Annotated in this window: 9 protein-coding genes; 8 read left to right on the top strand and 1 reads right to left on the bottom strand. The window is 47.3% G+C overall.

From position 1 onward, the window contains the following. Window positions 1-23 precede the first annotated feature (23 nt). The 8 genes from BN1360_RS23875 (at window position 24) to BN1360_RS23840 (ending at window position 16602) form a co-directional block, all read left to right on the top strand. Complete coding sequence (locus BN1360_RS23875; RefSeq protein WP_068782326.1) at window positions 24-3236, top strand: alpha-mannosidase; 3213 nt, start codon at window positions 24-26, stop codon at window positions 3234-3236. A 499-nt stretch (window positions 3237-3735) separates the two neighbouring features. After that, window positions 3736-8676, top strand: coding sequence for an endo-beta-N-acetylglucosaminidase (locus tag BN1360_RS23870; protein WP_229521095.1), 4941 nt, complete (start codon window positions 3736-3738; stop codon window positions 8674-8676). Window positions 8677-8929: 253 nt separating this feature from the next. Further along, window positions 8930-9871, top strand: a complete 942-nt coding sequence (locus BN1360_RS23865; protein ID WP_068782325.1) for an ABC transporter permease — start codon at window positions 8930-8932, stop codon at window positions 9869-9871. Between the two features lie 13 nt (window positions 9872-9884). After that, window positions 9885-10814: a carbohydrate ABC transporter permease gene (locus tag BN1360_RS23860; RefSeq protein ID WP_068782324.1), complete on the top strand. Its 930-nt coding sequence runs from the start codon at window positions 9885-9887 to the stop codon at window positions 10812-10814. Window positions 10815-10898: 84 nt separating this feature from the next. After that, on the top strand, window positions 10899-12410 hold the full coding sequence (locus tag BN1360_RS23855) for an ABC transporter substrate-binding protein (RefSeq protein WP_068782323.1): 1512 nt from the start codon (window positions 10899-10901) through the stop codon (window positions 12408-12410). Between the two features lie 132 nt (window positions 12411-12542). Continuing rightward, window positions 12543-14300, top strand: coding sequence for a sensor histidine kinase (locus tag BN1360_RS23850; protein ID WP_229521094.1), 1758 nt, complete (start codon window positions 12543-12545; stop codon window positions 14298-14300). Then, complete coding sequence (locus tag BN1360_RS23845) at window positions 14275-15030, top strand: response regulator transcription factor (RefSeq protein WP_068782321.1); 756 nt, start codon at window positions 14275-14277, stop codon at window positions 15028-15030. The genes BN1360_RS23850 and BN1360_RS23845 overlap by 26 nt, the downstream gene beginning before the upstream one ends. Window positions 15031-15066: 36 nt before the next feature. Continuing rightward, window positions 15067-16602 (top strand): ABC transporter substrate-binding protein, encoded by a 1536-nt coding sequence (locus tag BN1360_RS23840; protein WP_068782320.1) that lies wholly within the window; start codon window positions 15067-15069, stop codon window positions 16600-16602. A gap of 101 nt (window positions 16603-16703) precedes the next feature. On the opposite strand, the gene BN1360_RS23835 is transcribed toward BN1360_RS23840, so the two are convergent. Continuing rightward, window positions 16704-17576 carry a YitT family protein gene (locus tag BN1360_RS23835; RefSeq protein ID WP_082790183.1) on the bottom strand — a complete coding sequence of 291 codons (873 nt, stop codon included), beginning with the start codon at window positions 17574-17576 and terminating at the stop codon, window positions 16704-16706. Window positions 17577-17593 lie beyond the last annotated feature (17 nt).

Genomic DNA, 17593 nt, shown 5'->3' with positions numbered 1-17593 from the left:
TTCTCACCGAATGGAGGAAAAGCATGAGCCGTATACAACGATTTATTGATTTTTTATCCCGGCATGAGTGGCTTGAAGCTATAGAGATTGAAACGTGGAAGATGCGGAAGGCACGTTATATCGAACCAGGTAGATATGAATATGCAACAGGAGAAGCCTCCGAGCAAAACCTGCAAAACATGCAAAGCGTTCAAGGCACAACTTATTTTTTGTCCAAGCAGCTGGAAATCCCCAAGGCGTGGAATCCGCAACAGGTTGCTCTCGTATTTGAAGCGGGTGGAGAAGCCCTGCTGCGGATCAATGGTGAGACTTACCATGGCCTGGATCGTAACCACTGGTTTGTACCCATGCCTCTGTCCAAGGCAGGCAGTACTCCGCTTCTTGAAATAGAATTGTACGATCCGATTCCTGAGCCGGTTGATCCCTTAAACGCACAGGCTGTTATTAATCCGCCGATTCGTGGTGTTCATAGCAAGCTGGTAAGGGTGAATGAACCGATTCAAAGCTTGAAATATGCAGTTACAGTGGCAGATATGGCGGCCAAGCTGCTGCCTGAGCGTGATATGCGTCGGATTCATACGGAGCAGGCCCTGAATCAGGCTATGGATGCTTTATATGGAGCGGAGCGCAAGGTAATAGAAGATGGCGAATATGTCAGAGGTGTCGAGCGACGTTTGTCTGAAGCGGTAGCCGCCCAGATGCCAAAGGAAGCCGTTCCGGGGACTATGCATATGGTAGGGCAATCACATATTGATGTCGCTTGGTTGTGGCCTGTGCGGGAGACTGTACGAAAGGTCAGCCGGACCTTCTCTACCGTCTGTACTTTAATGGACCGTTACCCTGATTTTAAATATTCACAAAGCCAACCACAGCTGTATGCGTTTGTCAAAGAATACTACCCTGATTTGTACGAAAAAATTAAGGTGCGAATTGCTGAAGGCCGTTGGGAACTGGTAGGCGGTATGTGGGTAGAACCGGACCTTAATATTCCTAATGGTGAATCGTTGGCCCGGCAAATATTGTACGGACAAAACTTCTATGAAAAGGAATTTGGACAACGGTCTCATATTGAGTGGCTGCCGGACACATTCGGATATTGCGCTTCCTTGCCGCAGCTGTTGAAATTGTCCGGGGTTGATTACTTCATGACAACCAAGCTTGGTTGGAATGACACCAATAAATTCCCGTATGATTTGTTTAATTGGGTTGGCATCGACGGCACCAACATCCTTTCGTATCAGAATCATGGCCTGAATGAGCATACACATCCCAAGGATGTTCGGGAGCATTGGGAATCCTTTGGCCAACGTGATGTTCATGATGAGTTAATGCTGCTGTATGGACACGGGGATGGCGGCGGCGGTGTAACGCATGAAATGGTGGAGTATGTAAATCGGGCCAAGCTGATGCCTGGGCTGCCGTTAAGCCGCTTTGCTACAGCGGCGGAATTCTTTGATGCCATTGGGGACAAAGCACTGAAGCTGCCGGAGTGGCATGGGGACTTGTATTTGGAATTGCATCGGGGGACCTATACAACGCATGCCAGAAATAAATACAGCAATCGCAAAGCGGAAGTATTGTTCCGGGAAGCAGAGATATGGAGTCAGCTTGGTGCGAATTATATCCAGCAGGGTGAGCAAGTAAAGGCCATGCTGGACCAAGGCTGGAAGCTGATGTTATTAAATCAGTTCCACGACATTATTCCGGGAACGTCGATTCCGGAGGTATATGTTACCTCTGCCAAGCAGTATGAGGAGATTTTCAAGCTGGGTCGTACAGCCTTGGATCAAGCCGTTCAGGCTGTAGCCTCCAGAGTGAATACAGACGCTGTTGAAGGGACTCCTTATATTCTGTTTAACAGCCTGGGCTGGCAGCGGGACGAAGTGGTTGTGTTAAGCAAGGTTGCAGGATCAGATACAAGTCTAGGAAAAGGACCGGAAGGAATTTCCTTCCGGGATGAACAAGGCCCCCTGGAGTTCGACCTTGTTCCTGCTTCTGAGGGGGATGCCCTGGATGCGATTGTACGGGTAACAGGGATTCCGGCGTTTGGTTATAAGACAATTTGGCTTACCGGGAAGACAGCGGCAGAGGCGAGCTCAGTTTCTAATAAAGAAGCGAATCAAACCCTTGGTCAAGCCGTGGATACAGGTTTTAATCGAGGATGCCAGCCGGGCCAAACCGTACCCCCGGTCTGGGAAACTCCGAATTATGTCCTGACATTTGATACCCGGGGAGCGATTGCCGAATGGCTGGATAAACGGACAGATCGTCCATTAATCTCGGCTGGCGCTAAGGGGAATGACCTGCAATTTTACCATGATACCCCTACTTACTGGGATGCTTGGGATATTGACCCACGGTATGAGAGTCAGCCCGCAGGCAGCGTAGAGTTGGTGAACAGTGAAATTATTGCGATGGGAGCCGTTCAGGATCGGCTGCGTTTCCAATGGAAAATCAGCCATTCTGTCATCACTCAGGAGCTTGTGCTGAATCATCATACCCGGAGAGTTGACTTCAATACTCATGTCAGTTGGCAGGAAGAACATAAGCTGCTGAAGGTAGCTTTTCCAGTAGATATTGTGGCAAGCAAAGCAACCTATGAAATTCAGTTTGGAGCGCTGGAACGGTCTACACATCGCAATACCAGCTGGGAGCAAGCTCAATTTGAGGTATGTGGTTACCGCTGGGCAGACTTGTCGGAGGGCGGCTTCGGGATTAGCTTGCTAAATGATTGCAAATACGGCTACGACATTAAAAATGGCGTGATGCGCTTGTCTTTACTGCGCGCGCCAAAATGGCCTGATCATGGGGCGGACCAAGGCGACCATACCTTTACGTATTCACTGTACCCACACCAGGAGGACTGGCGAAAAGCCCAGGTTGTCAGACAAGCGGCGCAGCTGAATCACCCTGTTCTGGTTGTTCCCTCTGTCTTCCGGTCTGGCGAGCTTAACTCAATACATGCCTGGATTGGCCTTGATAGCGAGCATACCATTTTGGATACTGTGAAGCAGGCCGAAGATGGAAGCGGAGTGGTGTTGCGTTTCTATGAGTCCACCGGTGGGCGGGAGCAAATTAAACTTTGGTGGCCCGATGACATGAGGAATGTCAGAGCATATCTCACGAATTTGCTGGAGGATGAAGCCGAAGAGCTGGCGGTATCAGACGGTGCGATTGAGTTATCTTTTAAACCCTATGAGATAAAGACAATCAAGCTTAAGATCAGCTCATCTTAACATGTCAGCAGTCACTTTATTGATCGGATGATGAAATGACATCCAGGGATCAAATGGAGAGATAATGAATAGCTTAATCAGGTAAATAAGCGACGCTGTGAAAATGGCGGATGATCGCATCTGACTTCCCCGGGAATACGAGCAAACAGGTTACAAAAGCTGCTAAGGGCGGGATAGGCTTCTTTAGGATTTATGGAAGCTTACCCGCCCTTAGTTTTTTTCAAACGATATTTTATCAAGGGAATATAACGTTTCTTGACTGCAATCTAACATTTACTGTCTAAAAAATGTAAGCGGTTTCTCTTAAAATTAAGTTGTCAATACAAATTCATAGCAGGAGGAGGGACAGGCAAATGAAGATGAAATAGAACGGTTAAGAACGCCAGCGAACTCGTCGGCGCCACAGATATATGACAGATAACCGCCTATCTTAGGAAGAAAGAAGGGAGTATTGTAGATGATTAAACTGGCAAGAAGGAAAAGCTTTAAGAGGATAACTGTGACGGCTTTAATCTTCGGAGTGGTTGTTGCTGGATTTCCCCACGCGGCTTTTGCTGGCGATACTTGGCCTTTTGAAGGTGATAGTGCCCATGGGAAGAACCAGCCGAGCGTACATGGCTATACGAGCAGTCACATTATGAACTGGAGTCCGGAAACCGATCCAGATGCAGAAATGCTGAGGTCCTATGTTCCACTGCAAAAGCGCATAGCTCCTTTTTCAGCTACGCAGGCAAATCCGGAGCTAGGTTCGGAGGCGCAAATGATTACTGTTGCGGGTGATTATGGAAACGCCTTTATTGAAAATGCGGCTTATACGAACAAATTTGCCCAATATCATTTTAATTTCTGGCAATATACGGACTATTATTCATATTGGCATGGAACAGCTACGGCCTATACACCGCCAGAATATTATGATGAGACGGCGCAATCCGATTGGCAGCAAAAATGGTTTGAATTCGGTATTCTAAATATTCCTAATCCAACGTATACCGATGCTGCGCATAAGAATGGCGTTTTATCACTGGCCGGAATTTTCTTCTCGAATAATGACCGTGGCCAACAGACCTATAAACAAATGATTGTGAAGGATGAGCATGGCAATTTCCCTGTCGCGGAAAAGTTGATTGAAATGGCTAATTATTTCGGATTCGACGGCTATTTCATGAACCAGGAAGAACAGAGCCCTAATGTTGCCGTAGCTGATATTCCCGATTACATCGCGTTTTTGAAGGTGCTTCAAAAAGGGGGATTGTATGTACAATGGTACGATTCGTTGAATACGGCCACAGGCTCTAACACTTTTGCCAGAACGTTTAATGACAACAATATTTCATTCTTGTATGACAAAAATGATGGAGAGCCAGTTTCGCAATCTTACTTCTTTGATTACGGGATGGGGAGCAGCCAGATTACGGGAGCCAAGAACTATTTAAACCAATTGAATCAAAGCAATGGCACGGATATTGATCTTTATGATGTTGGCTTTGCCGGACTGGAAGCCGGGCGGGACCGTTTTAAGAGCGTTCAGGGCTCGGCGCTAAAGAGCAAACTCGATTCAAAGGGTCAGCCGCAGCTCAGCCTCGCGACATTGGGGGCCGATTTTGTTCATGCCGGGCTGGATGAGGACATGAATCTATCCTATCCGGTTAAACACAGGGCAGAGAACGAATACCAATGGATGACCAAGGTACGTGAACAATTATGGTGGTCGGGGCCAAACATCGATCCGCAAAATACGACGGTGTCTGCGACGAATACGGTTAATGATGTATATGCAGATAACCGTTACTGGCCGGGAATTGCTTCCGTCATTTCCGAGCGTTCGGTGATTGCGGGTACGAATTTCTATACGAATTTCAATACAGGCCACGGCTTGTCTTATTATGTGAATGGCTCAGTATCCAATGACGACGAATGGTCCAACATGAGCTTGCAGGATATTCCTGTAACTTGGCAATGGTGGCAGGACACGGTTGGCAGCAAATTAACCGTAGATTTTGATTATGGCGCGAAGTATAACACAAGCACAAGCCGCTATAATTACAGTAAAATAGGTGGATTTAACGGGGGCAGTTCACTTGTGGTTAGTGGTGATTTGGATGCGGAGAACTTCCTGCATTTGTATAAAACCGATTTGGATGTAATTGCGAATTCCATGGCGTCGCTTACCTATAATAAACCGGCGGCAGATGATGACTCCAGTATGGCGCTTGGTCTCTTATTTGCCGACAATCCAGACGTGGTTGTAAAAGTGCCGGTGCCTGAGTCTGGCAATCAGACAGATGGCTGGGTAACGAAGGACATAAATCTGAGCTCGTATGCTGGCAAGAGAATCGCTGCGTTTGGTCTCGTGTTCGATCCGGGCCAAAGCGCAACCATTGCAGACTATCAAATGAATGTGGGTCAGATCCGAATTACCGACGGTTCGGCAGCGAAATTGTCCGCACCTGGCGGGTTAACGATAACGCAAGCTTTTGCCGATAGCAACGAAATGAATCTGAAGTGGGAGATGGATTCTAATTATAACCAGGTCAAGCAATATAACGTATATGTGAATGATGTTTTTGTAGGCGGTAAGTACGATAAAGTATTTTACATTAAAAATCTCCCTGCCAAATCCGGGGTTGTGAAGGTGGTTCCGGTCGGAACCGATGGCCTGGAGGGTGAAGCAGCAACGGTAAGCTTCGATCTCACAGCTTCTGTATCCGATATTACCGCAGACTCCCGGGAGTCTGGAGAGTTCATCGTATCCTGGGAAAATGCAGCTCCTGCTTTCGGTGAAATTACAGTAAAGGTTCGTTCTTTGAATTGGATTACGACAGAAGAACCTGTGTCTGAACAAATGATCGTTCCGGCAGGGTCAACTTCGGCTTCATTCACGGACATGCCCATCAATGGAGACGATTATTTGGTCACAGTCATCCCTGCCGGAGCGGATCCGGTGTCCATTAGCGGGAACTTTATTGATAAAGTCGCAGAACCCTACGCCGAAGCCTGGTCTTGGGAGGGCAACAAACTGAATTTGCCAATGCCTACTGCGCGTGACTGGCGGTATATGTACGTGTATGAAGACAATGTGCTTAAATCTTTCCCTACGACGTATAGCGTTGGCAACAAGGATCGAATTATTCGCGGACGCAGCACAAAGGCAAGCTTGAGCTTTACTTCAAATGCCCAGCTGGTACACGTGGTGATGGAAGATTACGCCGGGAATAAATCGGAGCCGGTTTACTTGAAAAATTATCAAATCAGCTTTGACACGGATGGCGGCGAGCCAGCCTTGAATCAAATCAGCGCTGCCCATGGCTCAAAAATCGGGGAGCCCACAGGCATTGCCAAAGCGGGGTATGTGTTGGAGGGCTGGTATAACGGAGGTAAGAAGTGGAATTTTGCAGAGGATGTAGTTACCGGTGATTTGACGCTGAAAGCGCATTGGGTGCTTGAAGCCCCTTCATTTACTGTTGACCTGCAGCCTAGTAAAACGGTCAATGAAGGTGACGAGGTGAACCTGTCGGTTGTTGCGAAGGGAAATATCGAATCGCTGACATGGCAAACGATGCCGGCTGGTGGAGACAGCTGGAATTCTACAACGGTAACGGAGGATGTATATTCCTTTACGGCGCAAGCTGAGGATAACGGGACCAGGTTCCGCGTTGTACTCCGTGGAATAGAAGGGACGGAACCTCGGGAAGTGACCAGTACGGAATTAACATTAACCGTAGCTCCCGCTGGAGTGGATATCGATGAACCGGAGATTCATCGGGTTGACGTATCAAGCAATCCTGCGGTGATGGGGAGTCAGGTTACCTTCTCTGTCGATGCGAGAGCAAACGGAACGCTTGGCTATCAATGGTATAAAGACAACACGGCCATTGAAAATGCGGTGAGCGCAACCTATGAAATAGGTCGTGTTACTGCGAACGATGCTGGCAAATACAAAGTGGTTGTTACGAATACGATAGAGTTTCATGGGCAAGCGTATACAGCTGCCAAAGAAAGCGAAGAAATAGATTTTGAAGTGAGCAGGGATCTTGCAGAGTGGAAGCAATTAAATGCACTTCTCACTGAAATTGACGTACTTAAAAATAACGATATTTACACCGCGCAGTCTATAGCAGCGCTCAAAGCAAGTACGGCTTATAAAGAAGCTAAATTGCTGAATGCAGATGCGGACCCAGATGTCATTAAAGAAGCGTATGCAGCACTTTTGCAGGCCAAGAACGATATTCTGGTCAGGGTGGCGTCAGGTGGAGGTCCAGGCAATGGAGGCAATGGCAATGACAATGGATCTGGCTCCAGCTCAGGATCGGGCCAGACACCTGACATAACCCCGGCTCCTAAACCTGAAGATCCGAACACGCTAGTAATTACAGCCCATGAGCTAAGCAAATCTGCAGAGAATGGCAGGGTGGCTATTTCAGTAGAGGCCGGTGTAACGAATATTGAGCTTCCTGTGAATGCGGGTGAGCTGCTGGGCCAGAATGCACTTCAGCTGCAAACAGATAAAGTAACATTAGAGATTCAGTCTGAACTGCTTCATCAATTACAAGCTGCAGTAGACAAGGATCAGCTTAAAGACAGCAAGATTCGCGTGACGATAGCTCCAAAATCATTAAGCGAAGCGGGAATTCATAGTAGCACAGGTATTTCGCTTCAGGGTGGGGCTGTAGAGTTGGAGCTTAGTATTATAACCGGAACGGGGGATGCACATCATCTTTCCGGCTTTGCTCCGCAAGTCAAAATAGCGTTTCCTATGAATAAAATATTAAATGCTGATTTGCTTGGAATTTATAAAATCGCTGCTGATGGTACGCCAACCTACATGGGTGGCTGGCGTAACGGGCAAATGATGGAAATCGAGATCGGCACAGCAGGAACTTATGCAATACTTGAATATAATGTTTCTTTCTCCGATGTTCCAGCGAATCACTGGGCAGCGGATGCTATTAAAAAATTGGCGGCGAAGCATCTGATTCAAGGGGTATCCGAGAATGAATACCAGCCAAATCGTGAAATAACGAGAGCGGAGTTCGTTAAGATAATGGCGAACGCTCTCCAGCTAGATGCGCAAGCTGTGCTGACATTTACGGATGTGGCTCAAGATGCCTGGTATCGTGAGGATTTGGCCAAAATGGTTGAGGCCGGTCTGATTACAGGCCGATCCGAGAGCAGCTTCGCCCCAAATGCCAAGATCAGCCGTCAGGAAATGGCTACGATTCTGATGCGTGCGTATACGCTGGAGCATGGAAGTGCAGCTATAGAATACACGGTCTCTTTTAAGGATGAAGCTCATATTGCAGCTTGGGCACTCGATAATATAAAGGCGGCAGCTTCATTAGGATTGATCCATGGGCGTACAGGAGAGAGGTTTGCGCCTGAAGATTTAGCGACCAGAGCTGAAGCGGCCCAAATCATGGCCAATTATTTGAGTCAGTAAGGAAAAGTTAAAGCAGGGCGGGTGATGCCCTGAAAGATCGCAACGGTTGAATCAATGGCGGTGTCAGGAGATTATTCCTGCTCCGCCATTTTTGACGTTAAATGACGGCATTCAGTCATCATTTCATCAAGAATATATAACGTTTTTCGACTGTAGTATAACGTTTGTTATCTAGAAAGCTGTAATCGCTTTCTTTTATAATTAAAGAGCCTTAGAAATACATTAATACATCGATGGGGGGGACGGAGTGAACATGAAAAAGAATGGACAACAACGCCTGCGCACGCGCTGGCGTAAACAGGATACCGAGCTGACGCTCTTAGCGTTGCCAACTACGGTTTGGTATATATTATTTTGTTTCTTGCCAATGTTTGGCATTATCATCGCCTTCAAGAATTTCAAAATAACGGGGGGCTTCCTGAGCAATGTGTTCAATAGCTCATGGTCCGGATTCAAAAATTTTGAATTTCTGTTCAAGTCCAATGATGCCTGGATTATTATTCGCAATACGCTGGGCTATAACTTCTTGTTCATCATTCTCAATATTGTAATTCCCGTGACATTAGCGCTGATGATTGGCCATCTGCATAATCGTAGAGCGGGCAAAGTCTATCAAACGATGATGTTCTTGCCTTACTTCCTGTCCTGGGTCGTTGTCTCTGCAGTCATTTGGGCTTTCTTGAGCTTCGACAAGGGGATTGCCAACCAGATGCTGCTCCAGATGGGCAGCGAACCTGTGAACTGGTATATGGAACCTCAATATTGGCCATTCTTTTTGGTTTTCATGAATATATGGAAGGGCCTGGGCTACGGCATGGTGGTATATCTGGCTACCATTACCGGCATCGACAGCACTTACTATGAGGCGGCTGTCATTGACGGGGCTTCCATTTGGCAGCAGACCAAGTACATCACGCTGCCGATGATGAAGCTGGTTATCGTGATGATGTTCATTTTAGCAGTGGGCCGGATCTTCTATACGGACTTTGGCTTGTTCTTCCAGGTCCCGCGGGATTCCAACTCCCTATTTAACGTAACCACCACCATAGACGTGCTGGTATATAAACAGCTCAAGACCGCTACCGTTGGCATGGCATCCGCCGCCGCATTTGTGCAATCCGTTATGGGCTGTCTGACCATTCTACTCGCCAACTGGATCGTTCGCAGAATCGATCCGGACAGCGCGATGATGTAAAGGGGGCGAGTCTATGGCATCAAGAACTGAAGGAATGTCGGGTCTCGAGAAGTTTAATCGAATTGGCACAGGTATGAATATTGTTTTTCACCTGATCTTTATTTTGATCGCTCTGGTCTGTGTGGTCCCTTTGTTAGTGGTTCTTTCTATCTCGCTTTCGAGTGAGGACTCGATCAGGCAGACGGGATATCATATGATTCCAACCATGTTTTCAACCGAATCCTATAGCTTTGTTATCCAGCAAGGTACGATGATTCTTCGGGCCTTAGGAATATCGGTATTGGTTACTGTGGTTGGCACGGTCCTGGGTGTCCTGTTGACAACATCGATGGGCTATGTGCTTTCACAATCGAATTACAAATTAAAAGGATTCCTGACCTGGCTCGTCTTTATCCCGATGGTATTTAACGGCGGCTTGGTATCCAGCTACTATATTAACTCGAATTTGCTAGGTCTTAAGGATACGATTTGGGCGCTTATACTGCCGTTAGCGGTGTCCTCCTTTAACGTAATTATTTGCAAAACATTTTTCAAAAGCACGATTCCGGATGGACTTATCGAATCGGCGGAAATAGACGGCGCCAGCCAGTTCCGTATCTTTTTCTCAATTATTTTACCTATATCTTTGCCGGTCTTGGCGACCATCGGTCTGTTTCTATGCTTTGCTTATTGGAATGATTGGTTCCAATCCATGCTGTATATCAACAATCAGGATCTCTTTTCGCTGCAAGCCTTGCTGAATAACTTGATGAGCAACGTAGACGCGCTGGCCAGAAATGCTTCCAGCATGGGCGTCAGCTATTCGATGCTGGTTGCTACCATGCCGAAAGAAACCGCACGGATGGCGGTGGCGATTCTGATCGTATTACCTGTAGCCTTCGCGTATCCTTTCTTCCAGAAATACTTTATTTCCGGTTTGACGGTGGGGGCTATCAAAGGTTGACCTGAAATAAACCAGATTTTCTGGTTTATCATATCATCTCAGAACATGCATACGGTGAACATTCATAGAAGGGGGCAAATATTTGTGAAAAGATCATGGAAGCTTCTATCCACACTCTGTATTGTCATGCTGTTAATGTCGTCTCTTGCCGCATGCGGCGGCTCGAATTCCAAGTCCGAAGGGTCTGGTGGAGATGCGAATTCCACAGCCCAGACGAACTCGGGCGACACGGACAAGGCAAAAGATTCGGCTGATATTCCTACTCTGGTATGGTGGACGATCGGGGGACAGGTTCCAGAAAACTTTAATAAAGCGATCGCTGCTATGAACGAGTATACGGCGGAGAAGATCGGTGTCAAAATCGATATCAAGGTGGCGAGCTGGGGCGATTGGGATACCAAGATCAACACCATTGTGAACACCGGTGAGCCTTTTGACATCATGTTTACGAACAATACGAAATACAATCAACAGGTGTCGATGGGAGCTTTTGCCGATATCACAGACCTGGTTCAAAGTGAGTCGCCTGAATTGTATAAACTTATTCCTGAAAAGGTTTGGGATGGAACGAAGATCGACGGTAAAATTTACTCTGTTCCAACCTACAAAGATTCTTCCGTGACTCAGTATTGGGTATTTGATGACAAATTCGTACAGAAATACGGTATTGACTTGAATAACATCAAAACATTGCAGGATCTTGACAAACCTTTGCGGGATATGAAAGCCGGGGAAGGCAAAAGCTTCTATCCGCTGCCTTTGACTCAAAGTGATGGATTTAGCGGTTTTATGAATAGCTATGATGATCTTACTCTCGGTCTCCAACCGATCGGTGTGAGGTTTGACGATCCATCCCGCAAAGTGGTATCGACGCTGGAGCAGCCGGATGTGATGGAAAATCTCAAACTGCTGCATGAGTGGTATAAGGATGGCATCATTAACCCGGATGCTCCTACTAAGGGCGAGCCGGATAAAGGCCGCGCATTCTTTAGCGCCCAAGCGTTTCCTGGCGCAGAAGCGAACTGGCAAATTACTGAGGGCGTAGAAAAGTACGACATGGTGCAAACCTTTGGTCCGCTGTTTACGACCAGTACGATTCAGGGTTCCTTAAATGCCATTTCCTCCAACTCTAAATATAAGAAGGAAGCTCTGAAATATCTTGAGCTGGTGAATACAGATCCGAAACTGCGCAATATGCTGGCTTTTGGTGAACTCGGTGTGGACTATGAAAATGTAAATGGTGAGAAGGTAATCGAGCGGAAGACGGATACTTGGCCGCTGGCGGCTTATACCCAAGGTACCTTCTTTGATTTGGCGGTGACGAAAGGAGCTCCTGAAGATCAATGGGAACAAGTTCGCAAGCTGAATGAAGAAGCATCCTCCTCATCCGTGTTGGGCTTCGCTTTGGATATCAGCAATCTTTCTACCGAAGTAGCTACCACCAAGGCTGTCTGGGATAAATATCGCTATGAACTGATGACAGGCGCCTCGGATCCGGAGGTTGTAGTTCCAAAGATCGTGGCTGAGATGAAAGCGGCAGGAATGGAGACCATTATGAAGGCTGCCCAGGAACAGATTGAAGCTTATTTCAAATAATGATGTAATTATGAAATGACGGCGTTATTTCAAAAGCTCGAACAGGGGATTAGCCTCTGTTCGAGTTTTCCTATTCCGTTTGTATGCTATATTATGAATACATAGGCCTTTTAGCAAAGGAGGCGTCGCATTATGTCCTTTCTGCAAATCAAAATATATCGCGGCAAATTCATTGCTTATACGGTATTTGTAGTGGCTATCGGTTTGGCCATTGGCATTCTTACCTGCGCCATTCTGTTGTATCAGTGGGTGGATAACGCCCGTAATGAGGCGGCCAGCGCCTTTATCCGCGTGGAAAATACGTTCCAGTATAATGCCGATCGTATTGAGGCATATATGCAGCGGGTATATTCCAACAGCGGTTTAATGGACGATGTCCGCTGCTTTCTCGACCATAGCGCTGAAGGATACCTTACCGGCAGGCTTCAGGAAAGCCGCTATAACCAGCCGCTCGTATCCTTTCCGGATGATATGAAGTCTTTCTTGTACAGCGGGGGACAGGGAGATATCATTCAGGTAAGCTTGCATACCGAGCAGCGGGGGAATGTGATCCGCTTTGACAATAATGGCAGTGCAAGCTTTATGTTCCAGCTTCCTAATACGGACGAAGCTTTTCAAGAGTCTATTCACAAGGGATTTGTGTACCGCAAAAAATTGTCGGACCCTAACCAGATTTCGCGCCAGCTGGGCGAATTTCGATTCTTGGTCAGCAGTGACCGAATATTCAAAAATGTTAGCAATTATCGGGTTGAACAAGCGGCGATCGTCAGCGCATCCGGAGATGTATACCCCATCGTCGGGGCGAACCGTCATACCGAAGAGCTGGCCCGCCAAGCGGTGGCGGATGGGCGCAGCCAGGGATATATGTCCATGGGCGGGCTAAACAGTGTCTTTTTCGTCACGTTTCCCTCCACCAAGTTCGATTACCAGTTCGTTGGTCTGGTCGATCTAGGCATGATGATTAAAGAAAAGGCAGGCGTGCTTCTAAGTGTATTCCTTATTGTACTGTCGGCGATGATCAGTGTTCTGATGCTTATTGTTCATAATCTAAGAGATGATGCGAGGTTCCTCCATCATATTATTCATTCTATGGGACGGGTAAAAACGGCGGATTTTACGCCTGAGACCCCTGCGCGTTATCGGCGCAACGAATATGAAATGATCTCCAGGGAACTGGAGGACATGTCCAGACAGCTGGATAAGTATATCCGCACGGAATATCTGCTAAAGCTGAAGCAGCAGGAGACCGAAATGAAAGCGCTTCAGAATCAAATCAATCCGCATTTCTTATACAACACGTTAGAGGCGATCCGCTCAAGAGCATTAGTAAATAGCGACGTTGACACTTCTGATGCCATTGCAGCACTGGGTGCCCTCTATCGCGACATGGTGAAACATGAAAATATTATTACCATCGGCAAAGAGCTGTCCTTACTGCAGGAATATCTCAAGATTATGGAGTTTAAATATCCGGACCGGTTTTATTATCAAATTAACGTAGAAAAAGCCCTTTTATCGCTGCCTACCGTTAAGTTCTGGATGCAGCCCCTTGCGGAAAACTTTTTCGTTCACGGCTTTAATCCAAGCAATGGCTTCAATTTGATAGTCATCAATGGCTGGGAGGCGGAGGAGCATTTCGTACTGGAAATTGTCGATAATGGCAAGTGGATTGCCGAGGAACGGCTAAATGAGATCCGCGATGCTTTATATCGCAAGGATGATGCTCCGGTGAAGAGCATCGGTTTGCATAACGTGCATACCCGGCTGCATTTCTTCTATGGTGAGGATTTTACCATGGAGATTGGGAACAACGAAGAAGCGGGTGTAAAGATTTCTGTAATCCTTCCAAAGGAGGTCGGTTTACATGTACAAACTTCTGATTGTGGATGATGAGCCCCAGATTTTAGAGGGAATGAAACGGACCCTGGATTGGGAGAAATATGGCTTCGGCTGTATCGAGACGAGCGAGACAATAGAGGATGCTATATCGAAAGCCGTGGCGTTCTATCCAGATATCGCGATCTTTGATGTATGTATTGGCAAGGACCGGGGTTACGATGCTATCCGCAAGCTGAATCAGCTGGGCCTGCCGGCGAAATATATTATCATGAGCGGCTACAGTGAATTTGAATACGCTCAGGAAGCTATTCGCTGCGGGGTTAAGGATTATCTGCTCAAGCCGGTGAATCGTTCCAAGCTGCAGCAGGTTGTGGAGAAAATCATTGTGGAGGATTTGCACGGTACTCTTGAAGGGGCTGATCATGATGATGTCAACATCGATCCCGTGCTGGGCGTTCGCTATGACGGCTTATCCAAGCTGGTCAATCGCATCCTGCTGATGGTCAAGACGGAATATGCTCAGAATATCACGTTGAAGATGGTGGCGGAACAGTTTCGCATGAATGGTACCTACTTGGGGCAGCTGTTTCTAAAGGAAACCCAGATGAAATTTTCAGAATACATTATGGCTTACCGGATGCTGCGGGCCCGTGAACGGATTTTATCCACGGACGAGAAGATCGCCAGTATTGCTCAATCGGTAGGATATTCGAATCCGGGCTATTTTTACATGCATTTTCACAGCTTCTTCGGCAAGTCGCCGTCAGATTTAAGGAAATAGAGATGAAGCTTGGCAGTGGCAGGAAGGAGAGACATAATGCGGAGGCAGAAACATCCCTTCAGAATGGCGAGGCTTGTTATATTTCTTCTGTGCGCAATGGGAGTTGTCTTGTCTTTGGCAGGATGCTCCTGGTTCGCTGACCCCAGAGAGGAGAGTCTCTCCGACGAAGACACGGTGAATCTCATCTATTATACGATCGGAGAGCCGGACAAGGACCTGAAGATCGTCAATGATAAGATCAATGAGATTTTGGCTCAAAAAATAGGCGTGACCATTACTTACATTAAAGTAGGGTGGCAAGAGTATGAAGAGCGGCTGAACACGATGGTATCCGCGGGTACGCCTTTTGATATCGCTTTTGCTCCGGAATACGCCACCTACATTCAACGGGGAGCCTGGCTGAGGCTGGATGACTATCTCTCAAGCGTTAGTAAAGAAATGTATGACGCGATCGATCCTATCTTTTGGGAAGGGGTACGAATGTATGATGGCGGTATTTATGGCGTGCCAACCAACAAGGAGCTGGCCACGCGGGAGCAGTGGATGTATCCGGAGGAGCTCGTAAGAAAATACAATATTGATATTTCCCGGTACAATACATTGGAATCGCTTGAACCAGTGCTTAAAATGATCAAGGAAAAAGAGCCTTCCTATCAGCCCATGGAGCTGGATAAGGATTCTAATAACTTTTTTGCATTGGATGGTTATGAATATATTCTCGACAAAAAGCTTCCCCTCATGGTCCTGTCCCAGGATCCGGATGCTCCGGTCGTCAATATTTTTGAGACGAAGGAAGCAAGACAGGTGCTGGATACGCTTAGACGATATTATACGGCGGGGTATATTAATGAGGATGCCGCTTTACGGGAGACCCAGGGGCTGAAGCGCAATGAACGGGTCTTCTGGAAAGCTGCCGGAGGGGGCCCGCTATCGGAGAATAGCTGGAGCAAGGATCGCGGTTATAAATTAATCGCTCATCCGGTAACCCCTTTGCTGGTTACAACGGAGTCGGTACGGGGAGGAATTATGTCCGTTAGTGCAGATACGAAGCATCCAGTAGAGTGCATGAAATTTCTAAATGTGCTGAATACTGATCCCGAGGTTCGCAATCTGTTCAATTACGGGATTGAGGGGGTGCATTACAATCTCGATTCCAATGGTCAGATCGTTCTGATAAGACCCAAGGACAGCAACGGGGACCCTATACCGGATGCACCGCCGGACTACTCGGGAGTACAATATACTCAAGGCAACTGGTTTATCCTGAATACGATGGGCGGGGATGTTCCGGATCCTCTGGACAAATGGGAGCAGTTTCGCAGCTCGAACAGCCAGGCCCTTAAATCCAGCTTGCTGGGATTCACGCCGGATTTATCGCGCATGCCGATTCAGCGGAAGAATATCGAGATGGTCTGGGAGAAGTATTACCCCAGCCTGATGACAGGAAGCCTGGATGTCGATGCCGAGCTGCCCAAGTTCAATGATGAGCTCAAACAGGCGGGGATCGATGAAGTGCGAGCGGAGGTTCAGAAGCAGCTTGACGACTGGCGTGCCGAGCACAATAGAAAGTGAGGCTTTAGATTCCACATACAGACATACAAAAGCCAGTTCAGCTCCATCATCAGATGGCTGCCGAGCTGGCTTGATTTATAGGTGGAAGAGATGATGAGCTTCTATCTTCTTGGCCTTTTGAAGCGGCCTATAATTTCTGTGGATTGCACGACATTCATAAATGCTTTGGGATCTGTTGTCATGACTGTCTTGCGAACGGAAGGCACCTCGTAACGGGTGGTCACGGTCATCAGCATATAGTTGTCTTCCTCAGTATAGCCGCCTTCGGAATGGAGGCAGGTGATCCCATGATGCAGCTTGCGCAATTGGGAAAGCATCTCGTCCTTCTTCTTCGTGACGATGAAGCAGGTCACTTTAACATGATCTACGTGAATCATATCGACCACTTTTCCCTTAATATAGGTTGATAGCATGGAATAAAGCGCCAGATCCCAGCTCTTATAGAAGCCCAGGACGAGAATGACGATCCCGTTTAATATTAACAGAATATTTCCCATAGCCAAGTCATGCTTGTATGTAACGATGGAGCCAACGATATCAAAGCCGCCGGTAGACCCGCCAACACGCAATGACAAGCCGATGCCGATGGCGGAGACAACCCCGCCGAAGATGGCACCTAGAATCGGGTCTTTTGTCATCTGATATTGTGGAATGACGGCCATGAACCAGGTTGTACTGACAACGGACAGGCAGCTTAGAAGAATATAACGTCTGCCAACCGCTTTCCAGCCCCATACGATTAACGGTAAATTAAGAACGAAATATAGCAGTGAGATGTTCCAGCCCGTCATATAGCCGATAATGGAAGCGACGCCGGTAATCCCGCCGGACAGAAGATGATGTGGGACGAGGAACAGGTTTGTTCCGACGGCGACCAGAAAGGCTGACAGTAAAGTGATAAGTACTTCATGCATCGGTTTCAATGTTGCTTTGATTGGTTTTTCAATAAAGGTAGGGTATTTGCCCAGGTTCATTTTCGAGCCTTCTTTTC

It is taken from the genome of Paenibacillus sp. GM2 (assembly GCF_900069005.2).
GTDB lineage: Bacteria > Bacillota > Bacilli > Paenibacillales > Paenibacillaceae > Fontibacillus.
Note: the sequence above shows the minus strand (reverse complement) of the source record. Positions and strands in the feature narration are given on the sequence as shown.